Origin of the sequence: Streptomyces cavernicola, assembly GCF_029968035.1 — a bacterium.
GTDB classification, from domain to species: Bacteria; Actinomycetota; Actinomycetes; order Streptomycetales; family Streptomycetaceae; genus Streptomyces; species Streptomyces cavernicola.
The window spans coordinates 182476-205229 of sequence record NZ_JASCIQ010000001.1 but is presented as its reverse complement, the minus strand read 5'-3'; the positions used below and the strand labels follow the sequence as shown (position 1 = coordinate 205229).

16 protein-coding genes are annotated in these 22754 nt (G+C 70.9%); 9 read left to right on the top strand and 7 right to left on the bottom strand.

Annotated features, from left to right (window positions below; all coding sequences use genetic code 11):
• Positions 1 to 2 precede the first annotated feature (2 nt).
• The gene (locus tag QIS96_RS00865; RefSeq protein ID WP_282540346.1) at positions 3 to 1400 is read right to left on the bottom strand and encodes a purine-cytosine permease family protein; all 1398 of its coding nucleotides are present in this window, start codon (positions 1398 to 1400) and stop codon (positions 3 to 5) included.
• Between the two features lie 203 nt (positions 1401 to 1603).
• On the bottom strand, positions 1604 to 2782 hold the full coding sequence (locus QIS96_RS00860; RefSeq protein ID WP_282540345.1) for a CaiB/BaiF CoA transferase family protein: 1179 nt from the start codon (positions 2780 to 2782) through the stop codon (positions 1604 to 1606).
• A gap of 202 nt (positions 2783 to 2984) precedes the next feature.
• Between QIS96_RS00860 and QIS96_RS00855 the strand changes: the two genes are divergently transcribed.
• From QIS96_RS00855 to QIS96_RS00845, 3 genes are all read left to right on the top strand, one after another.
• Positions 2985 to 4139: an acyl-CoA dehydrogenase family protein gene (locus tag QIS96_RS00855; protein ID WP_282540344.1), complete on the top strand. Its 1155-nt coding sequence runs from the start codon at positions 2985 to 2987 to the stop codon at positions 4137 to 4139.
• 61 nt (positions 4140 to 4200) lie between these two features.
• A complete protein-coding gene (locus QIS96_RS00850) occupies positions 4201 to 4986 on the top strand; it encodes an electron transfer flavoprotein subunit beta/FixA family protein (protein ID WP_282540343.1) in 786 nt (261 codons plus the stop codon).
• Positions 4987 to 5011: 25 nt separating this feature from the next.
• The gene (locus QIS96_RS00845; RefSeq protein WP_282540342.1) at positions 5012 to 5968 is read left to right on the top strand and encodes an electron transfer flavoprotein subunit alpha/FixB family protein; all 957 of its coding nucleotides are present in this window, start codon (positions 5012 to 5014) and stop codon (positions 5966 to 5968) included.
• Between the two features lie 9 nt (positions 5969 to 5977).
• On the opposite strand, the gene QIS96_RS00840 is transcribed toward QIS96_RS00845, so the two are convergent.
• On the bottom strand, positions 5978 to 6406 hold the full coding sequence (locus QIS96_RS00840; RefSeq protein ID WP_282540341.1) for an ATP-binding protein: 429 nt from the start codon (positions 6404 to 6406) through the stop codon (positions 5978 to 5980).
• A 290-nt stretch (positions 6407 to 6696) separates the two neighbouring features.
• On the opposite strand from QIS96_RS00840, the gene QIS96_RS00835 reads away from it, so the two are divergent.
• On the top strand, positions 6697 to 7527 hold the full coding sequence (locus QIS96_RS00835; RefSeq protein ID WP_282540340.1) for an enoyl-CoA hydratase family protein: 831 nt from the start codon (positions 6697 to 6699) through the stop codon (positions 7525 to 7527).
• The gene (locus QIS96_RS00830) at positions 7524 to 9854 is read left to right on the top strand and encodes a bifunctional salicylyl-CoA 5-hydroxylase/oxidoreductase (RefSeq protein ID WP_282540339.1); all 2331 of its coding nucleotides are present in this window, start codon (positions 7524 to 7526) and stop codon (positions 9852 to 9854) included. Before QIS96_RS00835 ends, QIS96_RS00830 begins: the two co-directional genes overlap by 4 nt.
• A gap of 235 nt (positions 9855 to 10089) precedes the next feature.
• Here QIS96_RS00830 and QIS96_RS00825 read toward each other — a convergent pair whose 3' ends face one another.
• Both QIS96_RS00825 and QIS96_RS00820 read right to left on the bottom strand, forming a co-directional pair.
• Complete coding sequence (locus QIS96_RS00825; protein ID WP_282540338.1) at positions 10090 to 10908, bottom strand: PaaX family transcriptional regulator; 819 nt, start codon at positions 10906 to 10908, stop codon at positions 10090 to 10092.
• A gap of 34 nt (positions 10909 to 10942) precedes the next feature.
• Positions 10943 to 12553, bottom strand: a complete 1611-nt coding sequence (locus tag QIS96_RS00820) for an AMP-binding protein (RefSeq protein ID WP_282540518.1) — start codon at positions 12551 to 12553, stop codon at positions 10943 to 10945.
• A gap of 111 nt (positions 12554 to 12664) precedes the next feature.
• Here QIS96_RS00820 and QIS96_RS00815 point away from each other — a divergent pair, with 111 nt between their 5' ends.
• Both QIS96_RS00815 and QIS96_RS00810 read left to right on the top strand, forming a co-directional pair.
• Positions 12665 to 13807, top strand: coding sequence for an acyl-CoA dehydrogenase family protein (locus tag QIS96_RS00815; RefSeq protein ID WP_282540337.1), 1143 nt, complete (start codon positions 12665 to 12667; stop codon positions 13805 to 13807).
• Positions 13804 to 14202 carry a RidA family protein gene (locus QIS96_RS00810; protein WP_282540336.1) on the top strand — a complete coding sequence of 133 codons (399 nt, stop codon included), beginning with the start codon at positions 13804 to 13806 and terminating at the stop codon, positions 14200 to 14202. The genes QIS96_RS00815 and QIS96_RS00810 overlap by 4 nt, the downstream gene beginning before the upstream one ends.
• A gap of 151 nt (positions 14203 to 14353) precedes the next feature.
• On the opposite strand, the gene QIS96_RS00805 is transcribed toward QIS96_RS00810, so the two are convergent.
• The gene (locus QIS96_RS00805) at positions 14354 to 15511 is read right to left on the bottom strand and encodes a hypothetical protein (protein ID WP_282540335.1); all 1158 of its coding nucleotides are present in this window, start codon (positions 15509 to 15511) and stop codon (positions 14354 to 14356) included.
• Between the two features lie 449 nt (positions 15512 to 15960).
• Positions 15961 to 17496: a CBS domain-containing protein gene (locus tag QIS96_RS00800; RefSeq protein WP_282540334.1), complete on the bottom strand. Its 1536-nt coding sequence runs from the start codon at positions 17494 to 17496 to the stop codon at positions 15961 to 15963.
• 286 nt (positions 17497 to 17782) lie between these two features.
• Here QIS96_RS00800 and QIS96_RS00795 point away from each other — a divergent pair, with 286 nt between their 5' ends.
• Positions 17783 to 19231, top strand: coding sequence for a serine/threonine-protein kinase (locus QIS96_RS00795; RefSeq protein WP_282540333.1), 1449 nt, complete (start codon positions 17783 to 17785; stop codon positions 19229 to 19231).
• Between the two features lie 213 nt (positions 19232 to 19444).
• On the top strand, positions 19445 to 22687 hold the full coding sequence (locus QIS96_RS00790) for a DEAD/DEAH box helicase (protein ID WP_282540332.1): 3243 nt from the start codon (positions 19445 to 19447) through the stop codon (positions 22685 to 22687).
• Positions 22688 to 22754 lie beyond the last annotated feature (67 nt).

Below are 22754 nucleotides of genomic sequence, written 5' to 3'. Positions count from 1 at the left end.
TCCTACGAAGCGTCCGCCGCGGTGAGGATGGTGCGCTCCGGGACGTGGGCGGTGTCGTGGCGGGCCAGCAGCCAGTAGAGCGCGGCCGGGACGCCCAGGCCGACGATCCAGGAGATGTCCGTGCCGCCGAGCGGCGCCACCAGGGGGCCGGTGTAGAAACCCGTCACCAGGAACGGGAGTTGGACGAGGAGGCCGATGCCGTAGACCGTGAGGGCCTTCCCGCGCCACGCCCCGTACCGGCCGTGCGGGTCGCTCAGGGCCGGCAGGTCGTACCGCTCCTTGGCGATGAGGTAGTAGTCGACGAGGTTGATCGCCGACCACGGGGTGAACGCCGTCAGCAGGAACAGCAGGAAGTCCTTGAAGGAGGACAGGAAGCTGTCCTTGCCGAGGAGGGCGACCGCGGTTCCCGCGATCATGATTCCGGCGATGTAGGCGGCGCGGCCGCGTGGGGAGAGCGTGCGCTGACCGCGGAATCCGCTGATGCCGGTCACCAACGACATGAAGCCGCCGTAGGTGTTGAGCACATTGATCGTCAACTTGCCGAGGGCGATGACGAAGTAGAGGAACGAGGCGATGAGCCCCGCGCCGCCCAGGCCGATCACGTACCCGACCTGGTTGTCGACGAAGGCGCCGCCGGCCGAGGCCGCCGCGAGGGCGCCGAAGGCCATCGACCACTGGGAGCCGAGGGCGGAGCCGGCGAGCGTCCACCAGAACGTCGCACGGCCGGAGGTCGTACGCGGCAGATAGCGCGAGTAGTCCGCGACGTACGGGCCGAAGGCGAGCTGCCAGGACGCGGAGAGCGAGACCGCGAGCAGGAAGAGCGGCAGGTCGAAGGCGCGGTCGGCGAGCAGGGCGGAGACGTCGGCGCGCTCCACGAGCCGGATGCCCAGGTAGACGAAGGCGAGGGCGCAGACGACGCTGGCGATCCGACCGAGCGTGTGGATCAGGCGGTAGCCGACCGCTGCCGTGACCGCGGTGGCAAGGGCGAACACGATGATGCCCGTGGTGTCGCCGAGATGCGTGAGCTCGCCGACCGCCTGCCCGGCGAGCACGCTGCCGCTGGCGAAGAAGCCGACGTACATGACGATGACGAGAGCCAGCGGGACGACCGCGCCGCGCACCCCGAACTGGGCCCGGCTGGAGATCATTTGAGGCAGTCCGAGGCGCGGCCCCTGCGCGGAGTGCAGCGCCATGACCGCGCCGCCCAACAGGTTGCCGACCAGCAGGCCGACGATCGACCAGAAGGCCCCGCCGCCGAAGACGACCGCGAGGGCGCCCGTGACGACCGCGGTGATCTGGAGGTTCGCGCCCAGCCACAGGGTGAACTGGCTGAACGCGGTGCCGTGCCGTTCGGCATCGGGAACCACGTCGATCGAGTGCTGTTCTACGACGCTTGCCATGGGCGTGCCCCTCTTCGGGAGAAGTTCGGAACGGGGAGTGGCGGAACGGGAGTCGGCGGAACGGGAGTCGGCGGGACGGGGAGTCGGCGGGACGGGGAGTGGCGGGACGGGGAGTGGCGGGACGGGAGCCAGCCGGACGATGAGTGATGGAAAGGGCTGCTGCGGAGCGGGAGTTCGTGGTCCGCGCGGGGGCCGCGGGTGGTTCAGCCCCGGTCGCCGGAGAGCCACTGCTCGACCACGTCGTCGGCGTGCTCGTTCAGGGCGGGGCTCGAAGCCGTCGCCGCGGGCTCGTCGGGCGCGGACCCCGCGGGGTCTGCGGAGGCGGGACCGAAGTGCGCCGGCTGCCGCAGGAACGGTGTGCGGCCGAGCACCGGGTGGTCGAACGCGCCGACCAGGCCCCGCCGTTGGATCTGTTCGCTGCGTACCGCGTCGGTCAGCTCCCAGATCGGACCGGCCGGCACGCCCGCCTCCTGCGCGAGCTTCAGAGCCTGCGCCGTGGTGATGCGGGACGACCAGGACTCGGTGATCTCCCGGACCTGCTCGACGTGGCGCGAGCGGGCGGAGTCGTCGCAGAACCTGGGGTCGTGCGGCAGATCGGGCCGCCCCACGAGGCCGGCGAACCGCGCGAAGACCGCGTCGCTCGCCACAGCCAGGGCCACGAGCCCGTCGGCGGTCCGGTACGTGTCGAAGGGCGTGGAGACCGGATGCCGGTTGCCGACCCGGCCCGGCAGCTGCCCCGTGGCGGTGAGCAGGCTCATGCCGGTCACCTGCAGGGACACCAGGGAATCGAGCATCGCGACGTCGATGTACCGGCCCCGGCCGCTGCGCTCCCGGTCGAACAGCGCAGCGTTCACGGCCCACGAGGCGAAGAGCCCGGCCAGCAGGTCGCCGACCGACTCACCCACCCTGGTGGGCGGCCCGTCGCAGGTGCCGGTGCCCGCCATCAGACCGGACATCGCCTGCACGATCAGGTCGTACGCGGGGTGCTCCCGCATCGGGCCGCTCTGCCCGAAGCCGGAGATGCTCGCGTACACCAGGCGCGGGTTGAGCGCCGCGAGCGTGGGGTGGTCGATGCCGAGCCGCTGGGCGACGCCGGGGCGGAAGTTCTCGACGACGACGTCGGCGCGCTCGGCGAGGCGCAGCAGCAGCGCGTGGTCGTCCGGGTTCTTCAGGTCAAGGGCGATGCTCCGCTTGCCCCGGTTGAGCTGCGCGAAGTAGACGCTCTCGCCCTCGCGGAACGGCCCGAGGTGCCTGGCGTCGTCACCGCCGGGCGGCTCGACCTTGACCACGTCCGCGCCGAGGTCGGCCAGCAGAGCCGTGCAGTACGGGCCGGCCAGTACCCGGCTGAGATCGAGCACGCGCAGGCCCTGGAGAACGCTCATCGCTTCATGCCTTTCGGTCGGTGGATCGCATGGCGGTCTGCGGAACGTATGCGGGGCCCGAGCGGGCGGTCGATGTGCGGGCGCACGACCATCGCAGGGAGCTTCGTGCGTGCGCACGTTGGCGTGCCGGGTCCCCGTACGCCGGAATGGAGCAGCACCGCGTACCCCCGTAGAAACGCGCACCCCGTAGAAGGAGCACACCATGACGTCCACGCCGTACCTGCTGCCGCCGATGTACGACGAGTTCCGCGCGGTGGCCCGCACCGTCGCCGAGAAGGAGCTGGGGCCGCGGGCGGCCGAGGTCGACGAGCGGGGCGGCTTCCCGCACGACAACTACGCGACGCTCGTGGCCGCCGGGCTGCACGCGCCCGGCATTCCCGAGGAGTACGGCGGCGACGGGGTGGACGCCATCGCCGCGGCGATCGCCGTCGAGGAGGTCGCCCGCGTGTGCGCCTCGTCGTCCACGGTCCAGACCTCCAACAAGCTCGGCGTCGTGCCGCTGCTGCTCGCGGGAACGGCGGAGCAGCGGCAGCGGTATCTGCCCGAAGTCGCCGCGGGTGAGGCGCTGTTGGCGTACGCCATCAGCGAGCGGGAGGCGGGCAGCGACGTCGCCGCGATGCGCTGCCGGGCGGTGGCCGACGGCGACGACTGGGTGCTCGACGGCGTCAAGACCTGGATCACCTCGGCCGGTGTCGCCCGGTATCTGATCGTCTTCGCGGTCACCGACCCGGAGGCGGGGTCCCGCGGGATCTCGGCGTTCGTCGTGCACGCCGACGACGCCGGCATCTCCTACGGCGAACCCGAGCGCAAGATGGGCCTGAAGGGCTCGGTCACCCGCGAGGTGTACTTCGACGACTGCCGGATTCCGGGCGACCGCCTGCTCGGCGAGCGGGGCAAGGGGATGCGGCTCGCCCTCGGCACCCTCGACCACACGCGGGTCTCGGTCGGCGCTCAGGCCCTGGGCATCGCACAGGGAGCCCTCGACGCCGCGGTCGACTACGTGCGGGAGCGGCGGCAGTTCGGCCGGGCCGTCGCCGAGTTCCAGGGCGTCCAGTTCATGCTCGCCGACATGGCGACGAAGGTGGAGTCGGCGCGGCAGATGGTGTACGCGGCCGGGGCCCGCAGCCACGCGCGCTCCGCCGACCTGACGTACTTCGGGGCCGCCGCCAAGTGCCTCGCCTCCGACGTCGCCATGGCGGTGACCACCGACGCGGTGCAACTGCTCGGCGGCTACGGCTACACGAAGGACTTTCCCGTCGAGCGCATGATGCGCGACGCGAAGATCACGCAGATCTACGAGGGCACCAACCAGATCCAGCGAATCGTGATGGCCCGTCAACTGCTGCGCACCCGGTGAGCGGCGAGGCGCTGTGGACCGTGCGCGGCGCGCACAGAACCGTCAACTTCGAGAGAGGGACATGGCTTTGAGGATCGTCGTCTGTGTGAAGTACGTGCCCGGCGCCACGGGTGACCGGCGTTTCGCCGATGACCTGACCGTCGACCGCGACGACGTGGACGGTCTGCTGTCGGAGCTCGACGAGTACGCCGTCGAGCAGGCCTTGCAGATCGCGGAGGCTCGGGACGATGCCGAGGTGACCGTTCTGACGGTCGGCCCGGAGGACGCCGAGGACGCGCTGCGCAAGGCCCTTTCGATGGGTGCCGACAAGGCTGTGCATGTGGAGGACGACGACCTGCACGGTTCGGATGTCATGGGTACGTCGTTGGTGCTGGCGAAGGCGATCGAGAAGACGGGGTACGACCTGGTCATCGCCGGTATGGCGTCGACGGACGGTGCGGCCGGTGTGGTGCCGGCGCTGCTCGCGGAGCGGCTCGGGGTTCCGCAGGTGACGTTGCTGTCCGAGGTGTCGGTCGGGGACGGGGTGGTGCGCGGCCGCCGGGACGGGGATGCGGCCACCGAGCAGCTGGAGGCGTCGCTGCCTGCGGTGGTGTCGGTGACGGACCAGTCGGGCGAGGCCCGCTACCCGTCGTTCATGGGGATCATGGCGGCGAAGAAGAAGCCGGTGGAGTCCCTGGACCTGGACGACCTGGACATCGAGGCCGAGGAAGTCGGTCTTGAGGGCGCCTGGACCAAGGTCGACGAGGCCGCCGAGCGTCCGGCTCGTACGGCGGGCACGGTCGTGACGGACGAGGGGGCGGGCGGCAAGGAGCTGGCCGAGTTCCTGGCTGGTCAGAAGTTCGTCTGAAACGCGGGGAGTTGAGGAGATTCTCATGGCTGAAGTTCTGGTCTACGTCGACCATGTGGACGGCGCCGTCCGCAAGCCCACCCTTGAGCTGCTGACGCTGGCCCGTCGTATCGGCGAGCCGGTCGCCGTCGCCCTCGGCGCGGGCGCTGCGGACACCGCCGCCGAGCTCGCCGAGCACGGTGCGACGCGCGTACTGACCGCGGACGCACCGGAGTTCGCGGACTACCTGGTGGTCCCGAAGGTGGACGCGCTGCAGGCCGCGTACGAGGCTGTGCAGCCTGCCGCTGTGCTCGTTCCCCCGCCCGCGGAGGGCAAGGAGATCGCCGCGCGTCTGGCGGTCCGTATCAAGTCCGGCATCATCACGGATGCCGTGGACCTGGAGGCGGGGGAGGAGGGTCCGGTCGCGACGCAGTCCGCGTTCGCCGCGTCGTACACGACCAAGTCCCGTATCACGCAGGGCACTCCGGTCATCACGGTCAAGCCGAACTCGGCCGCAGTGGAGGCCGCTCCGGCCGCGGGTGCGGTCGAGGCGCTGTCCGTGTCGTTCTCGCCGGGCGCGACCGGCACCAAGGTGACGGCTCGCACGCCCCGCGAGTCCTCCGGTCGTCCGGAGCTGACCGAGGCCGCGATCGTGGTCTCGGCAGGCCGGGGTGTGAACGGCGACTTCGCTGTGGTGGAGGCGCTCGCCGACTCGCTCGGTGCGGCCGTCGGGGCCTCGCGTGCGGCGGTGGACGCGGGCTGGTACCCGCACGCGCACCAGGTCGGCCAGACCGGTAAGTCGGTCTCGCCGCAGCTGTACATCGCGTCCGGCATCTCGGGTGCGATCCAGCACCGTGCGGGCATGCAGACCTCGAAGACGATCGTGGCGATCAACAAGGACGCCGAGGCCCCGATCTTCGACCTGGTCGACTACGGCGTGGTCGGCGACCTCTTCGAGGTCGTCCCGCAGCTCACCGAAGAGATCAACACCCGCAAGGGCTGATCCGGGCGCTCAGCTCAGGCGGGTGCCCACCGTGAACCAGACCGCCTTCCCCGAGTCCGTCGTGCGGTGGCCGCACGACCGGCTCAGGGTGCGGATCAGGAGCAGGCCGCGCCCGTGCTCCTGCCAGGGGTCCGGCTCTTCGATGGGTGCCGGGCCGGAGAGGCCGCCGGGCGGGCGCGGGTCCGAGTCGTGCACCTCGACCTGGCAGCCGGTCGGCAGCAGCTCCACGACCAGCTCGATCGGGCGCAGGCCCGCCGTGTGCTCGACGGCGTTCGCGACCAGCTCGGCCGTGAGCAGCTCGGCGGTCTCACAGTCGGCCCGCTCGTCCAGCTCGTCCAGGGCGGTGCGGACCAGGGCGCGAGCCACGGGCACAGCTGCTGTGCTGTGCGGAAGCGATATCCGCCACGAGGGGGCGGTCGGGGCGAGTGGCTCGTGCAAGGCGGTTCCGTTCGAGCTGGCGGCAGGGCGGGTCGTCCTGCTTTCAACCGTATGAATGGTAAGCGGGCTCCCGAAGAGGCGTTGTGCGGGTCTGTACGGGGCCTGCGCCCCCAGCGGGGCGGGACTTTCGGCGGAATCCTCCGCATACGGGGCGGCGCACACCCCCTCCGTTATCGCGTACCCGTGACGACAGTCACGTACGAGTGATAACTTCGGTGCAGGCTTGCAAGGCTCCCGACCGACGACGACGGCCGACGGTGACCGACGACGGCCGAAGGAGGCCGCGCACGATGAGTCCCTTCACCGGATCCGCAGCACGCACCCCGAAGTGGCAGCACATCCGCCTCACCACCGACGACAGCGGTGTCGCCACCGTCACCCTGGCCCGCCCCGACAAGCTCAACGCGCTCACCTTCGGCGCCTACGCCGACCTGCGCGATCTGCTCGCCGAGCTCTCCCGGGAGAAGTTCGTGCGGGCCCTCGTGCTCGCGGGGGAGGGGCGCGGCTTCTGCTCCGGCGGCGACGTCGACGAGATCATCGGCGCCACCCTCGCCATGGACACCTCTCAGCTCCTCGACTTCAACCGCATGACCGGCCAGGTCGTCCGCGCCCTGCGCGAGTGCCCTTTCCCGGTGATCGCCGCCCTGCACGGGGTGGCCGCGGGGGCCGGGGCGGTCCTCGCCCTGGCCGCCGACTTCCGCATCGCCGACCCCACCGCGCGCTTCGCGTTCCTCTTCACCCGCGTCGGCCTCTCCGGCGGCGACATGGGCGCCGCCTACCTGCTGCCCCGCGTCGTCGGCCTCGGGCACGCCACGCGGCTGCTGATGCTCGGCGACACGGTGCGCGCCGCGGAGGCCGAACGCATCGGCCTGATCAGCGAGTTGACCGAGGACGGCGGCGTCGACGCGCGCGCCCAGGAACTCGCCCGCCACCTCGCCGAAGGCCCCGCCCTCGCGTACGCGCAGACCAAGGCGCTGCTCACCGCAGAGCTCGACATGCCGCTAGCGGCCGCCGTCGAGATGGACGCGGCAACCCAGGCGCACCTGATGAACGGCGCGGACTACGCCGAGTTCCACGCCGCGTTCACGGCGAAGCGCGCCCCCAAGTGGCAGGGCCGATGACCACCGGGGCGGGCCGCCCGCTGAAGGTCGCCGTGATCGGCGGCGGACCCGGCGGGCTCTACGCGGCCGCGCTGCTCAAACGCTTCGACCCGGCCCGCGAGATCACGCTCTGGGAGCGCAACACCCCCGACGACACCTTCGGCTTCGGCGTCGTCCTCTCCGACGAGACTCTCGGCGGCATCGAGCACGCCGACCCCGCCGTGTATGCCGCGCTGCAGGCCGAGTTCGTGCGCTGGGACGACATCGACATCGTGCACCGTGGCCGCCGCCACACCTCCGGCGGCCACGGCTTCGCCGCACTCGGCCGCCGCCGGCTCCTGCAGATCCTGCACGCCCGCTGCCGCGAGCTCGGCGTCGACCTCCGCTTCGCCGCCGAGGCCCCGCCCGCCGCCGCCCTCTCGGAGACGTACGACCTGGTCATCGCCGCCGACGGGGTGCACAGCGCGACCCGCACCGCGCACGCCGACGTGTTCCGCCCCCGCATCGAGGAACACCGCTGCCGGTACATCTGGCTGGCCGCCGACTTCGCCTTCGACGCATTCCGCTTCGAGATCGTCGAGACCGAGCACGGCGTCATGCAGCTGCACGGCTACCCGTACGAGGCCGCATCCGCCACCGACCCCGGCTCAGCCGCCGGAGGGCCCGGTTCCTCCACCGTCATCGTCGAGATGCGCGAAGAGGTCTGGCGGGCCGCAGGGTTCGACGGGCTCGGCGAGGCCGAGTCCGTGGAGCGCTGCGCGAAGCTCTTCGCCGACGCCCTCGACGGCCGCCCACTGCGCTCCAACAAGTCCGCCTGGACCACGTTCCGCACCGTCGTCAACGACCGCTGGGCGCACGGCAATTGCGTGCTCCTCGGGGACGCCGCGCACACCGCGCACTTCTCCATCGGCTCCGGCACCAAACTCGCCGTCGAGGACGCCCTCGCGCTCGCCGCCTGCGTCGAGGAGCAGCCCACCCTGCCCGAGGCCCTCGCCGCGTACGAGGCCGAGCGGCGCCCCGTGGTCGCCTCCACGCAGCGGGCCGCGCGCGCCAGCCTGCAGTGGTTCGAGGAGCTCGGCCGGTACGTCGACCAGCCGCCGCGGCGGTTCGCCTTCAACCTGCTCACGCGGAGCCGCCGGGTGACGCACGACAACCTGCGCCTGCGCGACGCCGAGTTCACGCGCCGGGTGGAGGAGGAGTTCGGCTGCCCGCCCGGCACCCCGCCCATGTTCACGCCGCTGCGGCTACGAGAGTTGGAGCTGCGCAACCGCGTCGTTGTCTCCCCGATGGACATGTACTCGGCCGTGGACGGCGTGCCCGGCGACTTCCACCTCGTCCACCTCGGGGCGCGGGCGCTCGGCAGTCCCGGGCTCGTCATGACCGAGATGGTGTGCGTCAGCGAGCAGGGCCGCATCACGCCGGGCTGCGCGGGCCTGTGGACCGACGGACAGGCCGAGGCCTGGCGCCGCATCGTCGACTTCACGCACACCCAGGCCCCCGGCACGGCGATCGGCCTGCAACTCGGGCACAGCGGCCGCAAGGGCTCCACCAAGCTGATGTGGGAGGGCATCGACGACCCGCTCGACGAGGGGAACTGGCCGCTCGTCGCCCCGTCCCCGCTCCCGTACAAGCCGGGCGTCAGCCAGGTGCCGCGCGAGCTGGCGGTCACTGAACTCCCCCTGATCCGCGAGGAGTTCGCCGCCGCGGCCCGGCGCGGCGCGGACGCCGGCTTCGACCTGCTCGAACTGCACTGCGCCCACGGGTATCTGCTCTCCGGCTTCCTCTCCCCGCTCACCAACCGGCGCACGGACGCGTACGGCGGCACGCTGGAGAACCGGCTCCGCTTCCCCCTCGAAGTCTTCGACGCCGTACGGGAGGTGTGGCCGGACGAGCGGCCCATGACCGTCCGCATCTCCGCCACCGACTGGGCCGAGGGCGGCACGTCGGGTGAGGACGCCGTGGCGATCGCCCGCGCCTTCGCCGCCCACGGCGCGGACGCGGTCGACGTCTCCACCGGTCAGGTCGTCGCCGACGAGCAGCCCGCGTACGGGCGCTCCTACCAGACGCCGTACGCCGACCGCATCCGCAACGAGACCGGCGTGCCGGTGATTGCGGTGGGGGCGATCTCGTCCTGGGACGACGTCAACTCCCTTGTCCTGGCGGGCCGTACGGATCTCTGCGCGTTGGCGCGTCCGCACCTGTACGACCCGCACTGGACGTTGCACGCTGCCGCTGAGCAGGGCTATACGGGGCCGGGCGTGGAGTGGCCGGCCCCGTACCGCGCCGGCAGCCGCCGCCCCCAAACAGGCCGAACAGACGCCCCCCGCCCCCGCCTGCGCCTGGACTGACCCCGGGGCTCCGCCCCGGCCCCCGTATCGCGCTCCGCGCTTTGTTCTCCCCGCCCCGCCCCTTCCCGAAAGCCTGCCGTCGGCACGGGGGCCAGCCCCCGGACCCCCGCTCCTCAAACGCCGGAGGGGCTGTTTTTAGGGGCGCGGGGAACTGCGCGACCAGCCACGACGGCGCAGCAGACAAAAGAATCAGCGCCGCAGGCTTTCGGGAAGGGGCGGGGTGGGGAATGGACAATCACGCGCCCGCCGGCACCCCGCAGAACCCCGCCCCCGCCACCCGCAACCGCGCGTCCAACGCCGCGAAGACCCGGGCCGAGCGCCCGCCCGGCCAGTCCGAGGGCAGCAGCTCGGCAGGCAGGCCCGGGTCGACGTAAGGAAGGTGGCGCCAGCTGTCGAGGGCGAGCAGATAGTCCCGGTACGCCGCCTCCGCCGGAGTGTCCGAGCGCGCGGACCACGCGCGTAGCACCGGCTCGTGCGCCCCCAGAAACCGCTCGTGCTCCTCGGCCACCGCCGCCAGGTCCCACCACCGCGCCACCGCCTCGGCCGTAGCGGCGAACCCGAGGTGCTCACCCCGGAACAGGTCGACGTACGCGGTGAGTTGGAGCCGCTCCAAGGTGTGCCGGGTCTCCTCGTGCAGCCGGGCAGGGGCGATCCACACGCCGGGCGCGGCCGTGCCGAACCCGAGGCCGGTGAGCCGGGAACGCAGCACGTGCCGCTTCTGCCGCTCGGACTCCGGCACGGAGAACACGGCGAGCACCCACCCCGCCTCGCCCCGCGGCTGCTCGTGCGCGTAGATGCGCCGGTCGCCGTCGTCGAGGAGCTGGCGGGCGTCCGCGGACAGGGCGTACCCGGCGGCGCCGTCCGCCGTGCGCTCCGGCACGAGCAGGCCGCGCCGCTTGAGGCGGGACACCGAGGAGCGCACGGACGGCGCGTCGACGCCGACCGCGCCGAGCAGCCGGATGAGTTCGGCCACCGGTACGGGACCGGGCGTGCGACGGCCGTACGCGCCGTAGTACGTGACGATCAGGGACCGCGGAGTGTGCAGCTCTGCCACGTGATCACTCTAGAACCCGTACGACCGGCGGCGATCAGTGCGTGCGCAGGCGGAAGCGCTGCAGCTTGCCGGTGGGCGTGCGCGGCAGCGCGTCCGGGAAGACGATCTCGCGCGGGCACTTGTACGGCACCAACTCGCCCTTCACGAAGTCCCGCAGCAGCGCGACCGTCGCCTCCGTGCGCGGCACCCCGTCGCGCAGCACCACATGGGCGACGACGCTCTGCCCGCGCAGCTCGTCGGGCCGGCCCACCACCGCGGCCTCCACGACGTCGGGGTGGCGAAGGAGCGCGTCCTCGACCTCGGGGCCCGCGATGTTGTACCCGGCCGAGATGATCATGTCGTCCGCGCGGGCCACGTACCGGAAGTAGCCGTCCGGTTCGCGCACGTACGTGTCCCCGGTGAGGTTCCAGCCGTCGCGCACGTACTCCTGCTGGCGCGGGTCGGCGAGATAGCGGCAGCCGACCGGGCCGCGCACCGCGAGCAGACCGGGCTCGCCGTCCGGCAGGGGCTTCCCCTGCCCGTCGACGATCCGCGCCTGCCAGCCCGGCACGGGAAGGCCGGTGCGGCCGGGGCGGATCGCGTCGTCGGCGGCGGAGATGAAGATGTGCAGGAGCTCCGTCGCGCCGATGCCGTTGATGATCCGCAGCCCGGTCCGCTCCCGCCATGCCTCCCAGGTGGCCTCGGGCAGGTTCTCGCCCGCCGAGACGCAGCGGCGCAGCGAGGAGATGTCGTACGCGGACACCTCGTCGAGGATCGCGCGGTACGCGGTCGGCGCGGTGAACACGATCGACACCCGGTGCTCGGCGATCGCGGGCAACAGCTGCTTGGGGCCCGCCTGTTCGAGCAGCAGAGCCGAGGCCCCGGCACGGAGCGGGAAGACCACGAGGCCGCCGAGCCCGAAGGTGAAGCCGAGCGGCGGGCTGCCCGCGAACACGTCGTCCGGGGTGGGCCGCAGGACGTGCTGCGAGAAGGTGTCGGCGATCGCGAGGACGTCCCGGTGGAAGTGCATACAGCCCTTGGGGCGTCCGGTCGTGCCGCTGGTGAACGCGATCAGCGCGACGTCGTCCGCGGCCGTGTCCACCGCGGTGAACCCGCCCTCCTGCCGGGCCGCGCGCCGCACCAGGTCGTCGGGGCCCGCACCACCGAACGGCGTGATCCGCAACCCGGGGACCTCCGCTTTGGCCAGGTCCTCCACATGCCGGGCGTCGCACAGCGCGTGCTCGACCCGGGCGATCTCGCAGACCGTGGCCAACTCGGCGGCCCGCTGCTGCGCCAGAACGGTGACGGCGACCGCGCCCGCCTTCAGGACGGCCAGCCAGCAGGCGGCCAGCCAGGGCGTGGTCGGGCCGCGGAGCAGCACGCGGTTGCCGGGCACCACGCCGAGCTCGTCGGTGAGCACCCGCGCGATGCGGTCGACCCGGTCCTGCAGTTCGCCGTACGACCAGGTCTCGCCGGTGGCCGTGCGGAAGGCGGGGCGGTCCGGGCCGAGGCGGGCCACGGTGCGGTCCAGGAGTTCGGTCGCGCTGTTCAGTCGCTCCGGGTACTGCAGCTCGGGCAGTCCGAAGTCCAGGTGCGGCCACTGGTCGTGCGGTGGAAGGTGGTCGCGGGGGAAGGTGTCGGCGTGGGCCGAGGTTGTCAGCTCCATCGTGCGCCCCTCAGAAGTGCCGAGGACGGTGGTGGCGTCGCCCATCGAGCGTATCGTGTTGGTGACGACAGTCAACGCATCGCGATAACTCCGCCGCAAGGAGGCGTGCCGGTGTCAGAATTCGCGCTCGATCCGAAGGAACTCCAGTGGTGTGCGGAGCTGCGCGCCCTGGCCGCCGAGCGCCTGCGGCCGCCGGCCGAGCAGGGGGAGCCGGGCCGCATCAACCGCCCGTTGGTCCGCGCGCTCGGTGAACTCGGCCTCCTGGAAAGGCTGTTCACCTCGGGCTCGCTCGAACTGTGCCTGATGCGGGAGTCCCTCGCGTACGGCTGCACGGAGGCCGAGACCGCGCTCGCCCTGCAGGGCCTGGGCGCGCACCCGGTGCACGCGCACGGCTCGCCCGCCCAGCGCGCCCGCTGGTTGCCGCAGGTCAGAGAGGGCAGCGCGGTCGCGGCCTTCGCGCTCTCCGAGCCGGACGCGGGCTCGGACGCGGCGGCGCTCGCACTGGCGGCGGAGTCGGACCGCGACTCGGGGGGCGGCTGGCGGCTCACCGGCGAGAAGTGCTGGATCTCCAACGCCCCCGAGGCCGACTTCTACACCGTCTTCGCCCGCACCACCCCCGGCGCCGGGGCCCGCGGCGTCTCGGCCTTCCTGGTCCCCGCCGACCGCCCCGGCCTGACCGGCACGCCGCTCGACATGATCTCCCCGCACCCCATCGGCGCCCTCGCCTTCGACGGCGTGCCGGTGACCCGCGACGACCTGCTCGGCGAGGTCGACCGGGGCTTCCGCGTCGCGATGGGCACGCTCAACCTGTTCCGGCCCAGCGTGGGCGCGTTCGCGGTCGGCATGGCGCAGGCCGCCCTGGACGCGACCCTGGCACACACCGCCCGACGCAGCGCATTCGGCGGCAAGTTGAAGGACCTCCAGTCCGTGGCCCACCAGATCGCCGAACTCGCCACCCGCACCGAGGCCGCCCGCCTCCTCGTCTACGCGGCCGCCGCGGCGTACGACCGCGGCGAACCGGACGTGCCCCGCCGGGCGGCCATGGCGAAACTCCTCGCCACCGAGACCGCACAGCAGGTCGTCGACGCCGCCGTCCAACTCCACGGCGCCCGCGCCCTGCAACGCGGCCACCTGCTCGAACACCTCTACCGAGAGGTCCGCGCGCCCCGCATCTACGAGGGCGCCACCGAGGTCCAGCGCACCATCATCGCCAAGGAGCTGTACGCACAACTCCCCGAGGAGGCCGCCGAGTGAGCCTGGAACGCGTCAACCCCGCCGAACTCTCCCCGCCCACCGGCTTCTCCCACGCCGTCACCGCCACCGGCTCCCGCATCGTCTTCCTGGCGGGCCAGACGGCACTCGACCCGGACGGCAAGCCCGTACGGGGCACACTCCCGGAACAGTTCGAGCGCGCCCTCACCAATCTGCTGGCCGCGCTGCACGCGGCCGGCGGCACCCCCGCCGACCTCGCCCGCGTCACGGTCTACGCCACGGACGTCGCGGACTACCGCGCGAACGCATCCCGACTCGGCCGAATCTGGCGGCAGTTGGCCGGCCGCGACTACCCGGCGATGGCGGTCATCGGCGCGGTCCGGCTGTGGGACGAGGAGTGCTTGGTGGAACTGGAGGGGGTCGCGGTGCTGGAGTAGTCGCCTTCTTCTCCCCTCCCCGCCCCTTCCCGGCTGTGTCCGATATGCGGCTGCCGCCGCGTGCTGGTCGCGAGCTGCAGTTGCCCGAGCCGCGCGAAGCTGGGCGCCGTGAGGGCCCGGTCGGTGTGGGGTTGGCGCCCTTCGTTTCTGCTCAGCTTTTGGCGCGCACCGAAACGACAACCTGGCCAGTGCTGTTGCGAGTCATGAACAGGCCGGCTCGATCGAGTGGCTGCATGGGGATGTCGACTCCAGCGCCGATCGACCTTGGGCGGCCACCACTGAGCGGCACTTCGACCACCACGCTGTCATCGTCATCGGTGCCTTCGGTGACAACGCCGTAGGCAGTGCCGTTCTTGGTGATTGAGGCGACCGCCATCGCCTTGCGGTCGCCATCTCCTGCCAGGCACGTGCCCTTACGCGTCGTGGTGTCGAATGCCACGGACCCGGAAGCGAGAAAGCGTCCGCCTGGAGAGACGATCAGCGAACCGGGATCGTCTGCCTTGCCGGCCTTCGTTTCGGTGCTGCAAGACATGCTTGCCTTGACTCGGCCCGTCCTGATGTCGTGGATGCTCCAGACTGGTGTGCCGTCCCCGTACTTGCCGGTCGTCCACGAAGCGAGCACGTGGTCGCCGGAGACTGCGACCACGGTGCCGTTCCACGACCCGAGAACCCCTTGCTCCTTGGAGACTCCTGGCGGAGTGACGTCCTTGCTCAGCCATCTGTCCGGCATACCGAAGCCACCGCCGCCGAGCGAGACCAAGGGGCCGGTCTCGGTCATCGTGGCCACCTGGCTGCCGTTGCATTCGACCATGGCTTCGCACTGCGGCAGCAGCGCGTCGGCGTTCCCGTGTTGCCTCACCTTGCCGGTAGTGACGTTGACGGAGGCACTGTGATGCTCATTGAAAAGCGCCGTCCACTTGACGAGGAGACCGCCGTCCGTGCCTGTGACTCGGAGGGAGCCCATCTTGGCGTCGACGGGAACGGAGATTTCCCGGAGCGGAGCAACACCGGTGCCGGAAGTGTCCGTTGGGAAGACGGCGAGTCGGACTACCTCCTTGCCCTCGTGCAGGTCGTCCTTGCCCTCCATTCCGTGCGCAGAGACCACAACGTATTCCTCACCGCCCTGGCGCACAGTGGACACCTCGGGAATCTCCGCGGGCTCACCCAAGTTGGCATCGCCCTGGGAGCCCTCCATCGGGGGTGGCGGGTTCCACGCCTTGCCGGTCCAGCGCACCTTGCCGGAATCCGCATCGCGTGCCTGGACGCTGTAGCCGCCCGATGCAGCAAGCAGATAGACCACCGTGTTCAACCGAGAGACCAACGCCACCGGGAGCGTGCTGACGTGGTCAGGGATCCAGTTGAGCTCCTGGTCCCATCCACGTGACTTTTCGTACCCCTCGGGGAGCGTCAGCTTCTCGAGGGGTTCAGTGGGCCGGCCGGGCTGAGACCCGCCAGTCTCTGACGGGGCGCTCTTGTGGTCCGTGCTGTCGCTGCAACCGGAGAGGAACACGAGAGTCAGGGTGGCAGAAGCCACCGATCTTGCGATGCGCACGCGAACTTGCCCTCTTCCTGGGAAACAGATCACCGACTCCGCCACGGCCCACAACTCCCCGGTCGCTGATCACGGTGAAGCGGTACGGCGGACAGAGCCGATCAGAGTTCTTGAGCTGTGACGGTTGGCCGAGACATGCCGGCGCCCGGGGCGCGACCCGCAATGCCTCAATCGCGCGGTGAAGACCGCGATCGCCCTGTGAGATGTCAGGAGTTCGGGTCGAGCGACCTCAGCAGATCGAGCATCCCCTGCACTGGGGCGAGTTGATCGTCAGTGAGTGGGTCCGGGCTGAAGTGCATCACGTCGTTGCGGAACCCGCGGCACGCCTCCAGCCAGTTCAAGAACAGGTCGCGGTCCGCGGCCCAGCCGAGGCGACGCCAGTTCTCGTCGTTCTTCAGCAGGTGCTTGTACGCGCCGAAGGAGAGGTCGGCGGCGGAGTGCACGGAGTCAGGACGGCGCCCCTTGACCACGCTCCTCATCGCATCGAGCGGAATGTGCGCGTCGACAACGCGACGCAGTCGCTGTTCGATCTCCTCGATGAGTACGAACGGGCGGACCCGGGCCCGGAATTGCAGGGCCAGGTCGGCCGCGGTCACCAAGCCGCACACCTTCAAGTCGTGATCACGCACGAAGACGTAGCCGGTCTGGTAGATCTCGCCGATCCAGTCCAGGAGGTCGTCGGACCGGTCGGCCTCGCGCGCCTTCGCCGTGGCCTCGGCCAGGTCGGCCGAGGGGTTGGACATGCGCGCACGACCGATGGACTCCCAGCTCACGACGCCCCGCAGGCGGTCCTCTTCGTCGAGAACCGGCAGTTGGGCGTACTTGCGCAGGATCATCAGCGTCATCGCCGACTGCAGGGAGTCCCCGACGCGTACGGACTCCGGAGGCCGGTTCGCCGCGTCCAGGTTGCTGACCAGGTAGGCGACGGGCTGTTGCTCGGCCTCCTCCTCGACCTGGATACCGGAACGGGTGATGGCGCTGGTGCGCTCGCGGTCGGGCTCGTCACCGAGCGGGAGCACGGTGATCACACTGTCCAGGTTGCCTTCGGTGAATGCAGGCGTGGTGGTGAGGCCCAGGAGCGAAAGGTCCTGCTCGATCTGGTCGACCACCGTGGAGTAGCGCCGAGCGGCGTTCCAGACGGAGAGGAAGTCCCGGTTGGAGAGCTTGAGAGGGTCGCCGGGGCTCCGCTTGCTCACCGCGTCATAAAGCTTGGCCGGTGAGGTCAGACCTGCGGCGAAAGTGTCCGCGTCCGGGCGGCCGGGGTCGGTTCCACTGGAGACCAGCTCGGCGATGCGCTCCGCACCGTTGTACCGACTGAGCTCGAAGACGGTCAGCAGCGAGCCGAGACTGTCCAGAAGATCCTGACGGACGGCTGCGCGCGGCACGTCCTTGACCAGCCAGTCGATGTGCCGCACGTGCCGCAGATCGGCGGGAGCGCTGTCGCGGTATGCATAACCGCCGTCCGCTCGGCCGATGGCCAGGTTTCCCGAGGTCAGAGGCAGCACGAGCAGGTCGCCGACCTGGATCTCGTGGCGGAACCGGTAGAGCTGGCCCGTCCAGTTCGAGATGACGCGCGCCCCTTCGTCCGGGTACGCGGCCGCTACGCGCTCACGGATGTCGTCACGCCATCGGGAGTCGGTCAGGTCGCCCAGTCCCGTCCAGCCGGCGATCGCGAGTCCCTCGTCGAGGGCCGCTTGCTCCCGTTCGCCCTCACGCCCGGCTCGTACCACCCATGCGCGCATCCGTGCGTCCCCCGTCTTGGTGCTGATGGATTGATCATTGTAGGACCGTCGTTCAGCACGGGCGGAGCAACTTGGGGCTGTGCTCGTGGAGTTGGCCGGTTCTGGCCGTGTCAGAGGCACTTGCCTCTGGTCCTCTCGGGGCAGCGGAACCGCAGGGCCCGAGAGGGATGTGACGGTGGTCGGGGGAAGCCGTCCGTCGGTGGCCCCGACCGTAGACTGATCGAAAGGGTGCATGAGGCAGTGCTGCAGATCCGAGCCGAGGCTCGATGTGGGTGGGGGTAAGAGGGTGCCGATCAAGCCGCTGGACGCCGCCGAGGATCCCCCCGTCCTGGGCCCCTTCGAACTCCATGGCGTACTGGGCCAGGGCGGAATGGCCCGCGCGTATCTGGGCCGTCAGCTCCCTCTTGACAGGCTGGGCCCGGAGTGGGAAGCCGCCTATCACCTTGCGGGGCCTCTCGACCAGGTGGAGCCCGGCCTGGTGGCCGTGAAGGTGATCAGTCCGGCTTTCCTCAGCGGCGGCACTGCCGGCCAGGAACACCAGGCTCGGGAGCGGTTCGCCCGCGAGGTCGATGCCGTACGCGCGGTCGTCAGTGACCGGACCCCTGCCTTGATCGCGGCCGATGCGCACGCGGAACAGCCGTGGCTGGCGATGGACTATGTTCACGGTCCCAATCTGGGGGAGCTGGTGCGAGAGGTCGGCCCGCTCGGGCTCGGTCCGTATGTCGCACTGGGCCTGGGCATGGTGGACGCCCTGCGCGCCATTCACGGGGCGAACCTGCTGCACCGCGACCTCAAGCCGGGGAATGTGGCCCTTGGCCCGGCGGGCCCGGTGGTCCTGGACTTCGGACTCGCCGTGCTGTCCGAGCGCAACTCCGGTCAGGCCCTCACCAAGACCGGAGAAGGCTGGGGCACCGTCCCGTACTACCCGCTGGAGCAGCATCACGACGCCAAGAGCGTCAAGGAGCCGGCCGACGTCTACGGCCTGGGCGCCACGCTGTTCTTCGCGGCGACCGGTAGGGCTCCCTACCCGAACGGTCCGTTGATCGCCCCGCCGATCTACGGAGACATGAACCCGGAGTTCATCCCGCTCCTCGCGCAGATCCTGGTCCAGATCCCCGATCAGCGGCCCACCCTCGACTTCGTCGACGAGAGCTTGCAGTTCCTGCTGGCACAGCACGGGATCACGATCGAAGCCGCAGAGAAAGAGCTTCGCGCTGTGGTGGAGGCGTCCGGTCTGATCCCCGAGATCCCGGCCTCGGCGCTCTCGGACACCGGGGACTCCCACGTGCAGGAGGCAGCGCAGAAAGCGGTGGACGAGGGCGCCGCCCCCGACAGCCCTTGGCGGGAAGGCCTGGAGCTGTTCGACGAGTTCTACCCGGAGCCGTCGGAGCCGTCGGAGCCGTCGGAGCCGTCGGAGCCGTCGGAGCCCTCCGAACCCTCCGAACCCTCGGAGGCTTCGCAGCCCGCCGAGCCCCAGCGGCCGCAGGAGCCGGACGAGTCCGGGGCCGAGAACATCGAACCCGCGCCCAGCCCGGAGCAGCCGGCGGGGAGCACCCACCCGCCGACGCTCGTGGACAAGCCCGATGAGCGACCCGCGGAGAACGCGGCGACCAGTTATCGGCTGGCCCCTCCGCTCCCGCGGCGTGCGGCCCCGAGCCCGGCCGAGGCACCGCCCGCAGCTCTCAAGGCCGCGGAGCGGCTGCGTCAGGCCTATGCGCAAAGCAGGCGGCTCTAGGTCCTGTCTGGAGACCTGAGGGGCCTGTCGTTCGGATCTTGCGGGGGTCGCGGCCGGCTGGTTCCCCGGGGGCGACCGCGGTCCGACACGGTCGTCCCCGGGTTCTAGAGTGCTGGGCGAGATGTCCCGCATCGCCCCGACCGCCACCCTGGTCGCTCCGACCGCACCGACCACCCCGGCCGTCTCCATGGTTCGTCGAAAGGACCGCCCCCTATGACCGACGCAGCGCCCAGTTCCCCCGAGGCCGTGCTTGCCTCACCTGCGCTCGACGTCGATGCCGGCACGCTCGGCGAGCACGCCTCGCACCAGCTGACCGCACATGAAGGCCCCCCTCCGGCAGGCACAGTGGTGGAGGTCCGGGACGAGGAGTGGCTGGTCCGCGCCAGCCGCGAGGTGCGTCCGGGGGAGTTCTTGATCGAGGCCGTCGGTGCCTCGGATCTCGTACGAGGGCACGCAGCCCGTTTCGTCACCTCGCTGGACAGCCCGCGCATCCTGCGGCCCGAGGACACCAGGCTTGTCGCGGACGGCTCGCTCGCGTTCCGACGCAGCCGCCTCTTCCTCGAGGCCGTGCTGCGCAAGACACCGCTGCCGCAGATCGAACGCCGGCTCGCCCTGACCGACGGCTTCCTCCTCGACCGCATGGACTACCAGCTGCGCCCCGCAGTGAAGGCACTCGCCAACCCGCTGCGGCCACGACTGCTCATCGGCGATGTGGTCGGCCTCGGCAAGACCCTGGAAATCGGCGTGCTGCTGGGCGAGTTGATCCGGCGCGGCCGCGGCGAGCGCATTCTGGTCGTCACCCCGGCACCGGTCCTGGAGCAGTTCCAGCACGAGATGTGGACGCGCTTCTCCCTGCCGCTGGTACGACTCGACAGCGCCGGTATCGCCCGGATCGAGCGGAAGATCCCGGCGGGGCGCAACCCGTTCACGTACTACCAGCGCGTGATCGTCTCCATGGACACGCTGAAGAACCCCAAGCGCTACAAGCCGTGGCTGGAGAACATCCGCTGGGACGCCGTCGTCATCGACGAGTCGCACAACCTCATCAGCCGGGGGAGCGAGCGCCGTGCGCTCGCGGATCTGCTGGCCGAGCGCACCGATGCGCTCATCCTGGCCAGCGCCACCCCGCACAACGGCGACATGCCCTCCTTCACCGGCCTGATCCGGCTTCTCGACCCCATGGCCGTCAAGGATCCGAAGCAGCCGAAGGCAGAGGAGCTGCGCCACCTCATGCTGCGACGGACCAAGGTCAGCGCCGAGGTCGAAGGCGCCCTCAAGGGATCGTGGGCGCCGCGGGGCGGCTCGTACTCCGTTCCCTGCGCGGCGAGCGACCTTGAGGAGCAGGTGTTCGCGGAGCTCGCCGCACACTGGCTGGCGGGTTCGGCCGCCGACGGGGCAGCCCCGGCTGCGGGTGGCCGGAACGCAGACGACCACCTCTTCCCGTACGTCCTCCTGAAGTCGTTCCTCTCCTCTCACCGGGCGCTGTTCACCACGGTCCGCGAGCGGCTGGCCAAGCGCGGCCACAAGCTCCCGCAGGAGCACAACAAGGTCTTCCACCCGCCGGTCGAGGAGCCTCCGTCCGCAGCTGTCCCCTCGGAGATCGCCTCTCTGTTGCGTTTGGCCGACCTGGCGCGTGCCATCGAGTCGGCGTCCCGAGAAGCCGCCGAGCGGCCGGCGAAGGACCGCGACCTCAGCGCCACGTCCAAGCTCGCCGGCCTCGTCACCGAACTGCGGAAGATCGGCGTGAGGCCCGGCAGTGACATCCGTGCCGTCGTCTTCTCCGAGCGCCGGGAGACGCTCGACTGGCTCGGCACGGTCCTGCCGCCCCTGCTCGGCTGGAAGGCGGGGAAGCCCGCCGAGGCAGCCGTCAAGGTGCTGCACAGCACGGTGCCCGACACCGTGCAGATGGACTACGTCGACGAGTTCGCCCGCGCCGGAAGCGACGTACGCGTGCTGCTCACCGGCGACGGCGCCTCCGAGGGCGTCAACCTGCACCGCCAGTGCCACCACCTCATCCACTGGGACCTCCCCTGGAGCCTCATCCGGGTCGAGCAGCGCAACGGCCGCATCGACCGGTACGGGCAGACCGAACCCCCCGAGTTCCGGGCGATGATCCTCACGTCGCAGGTCGAGGGAGCACTCGACGACCGGGCCATCGCCGCAAAGGTCCTGGACCGGGAAGCGAAGGTCCATGAGGTCCTCGGCGCGGTCGAGGCGGCGACCAAGGAGAACGACGCCCGGCAGGAGGAAGTCCGGGTGATGGAGGCGCTGCTCAGGGGAGTCGCACCCGATGACGCGGTACGTGATCTGGAGACGAACCCGGCAGCGGGGGACGGGGACGAGCCGGGTGAACTCCCCATCGAGCAGCAGACGATGAGCGAGTTCGGCACCGAACCGGAGGCGGATTTCCCGGACTTCGACGTGTTCGACGAGTTCGACGCCTTCGCCTTCGCCGACGCCGACGCCGACGACGGCGACGACTTCGGCGCTTTCGACACCGACGGCGGCATGATCGGCCTCCACGCCGAGACGGAGGCCGAAGCCGTGACCACGCCGGCCGACGGCGCGGAGGCGGCCGCAGTCGTCCCCACCGTCGACGAACTGCGCCTGTTCAACGACCGCCGGGAGTACGTCCTCACCGGCCTGGACGAGCTCGCGGATCTGGAGTCGTTCCGCCTGGACACCGAGGTCGACGGCACCGATCTGAGCTTCGACACCCCGGACGACCTGGCCGACCGCCTCGACGTCCTGCCGAGCGGGTACCTCCGGGACCAGCGCATCGCCCAGCGGATGAAGCTGACCTTCAGCAAGAAGGACGCCGCGGACTCGCTCAAGCGGGCCCGCGAGGACGCGGACTCGACCTCCCTGTGGCCGGACGCCCACTACGTCGGCGAACTGCACCCCGTCGTGGAGTGGATCACCGACAAGGTTCTGGTCCAGCTCGGCCGCCAGGAGGCTCCGGTTCTGCAGGTCGTGCGCGGCGAGAAGGTCCCCGAGCCGGTCGTGCTCACCCAGGGCCTGTGGTCCAACGCCGAGGGCCGCCCGACCGTCGTCGCCTGGCTCGCCGTCGACCGGCTGGCCGACGGAAAGCAGCCCCGCGTAAGGGAGTTGACCGGGGAGCTCCTGGCCGAACTCGGGGTCGGGCCCGGCATGGACGACCATTTCGCGGCGGGCGAGATCGACGACCTCCAGCCGCTGGTACCGGCGGCCGTCGCCGCCACCCGCCGGCAGCTGGACGAACTGCGCAAGATCGCGGACCGAGAGGTGGACGCACCCCTGCGCGAGTACGAGAAGCGGGTCGGCGACTGGCAGCAGCAGACGCTGCCCGGCTTCACCGGCGGCCGGCCGGCCCGGGACGCCGCCGCCAAGACGCTCACCGAAGCCGCCCAGGACCTGCGCACCTCGGGCGACGAGCCGATGGTGCGGATCCTCGCCGTCCTGGAGCCCGCCGAATGAGCACCCGGCGCACCACCCTTGACCACATGAACACCGGCAGTACCGCGAGCGGGCAGGAGCAGCAGGC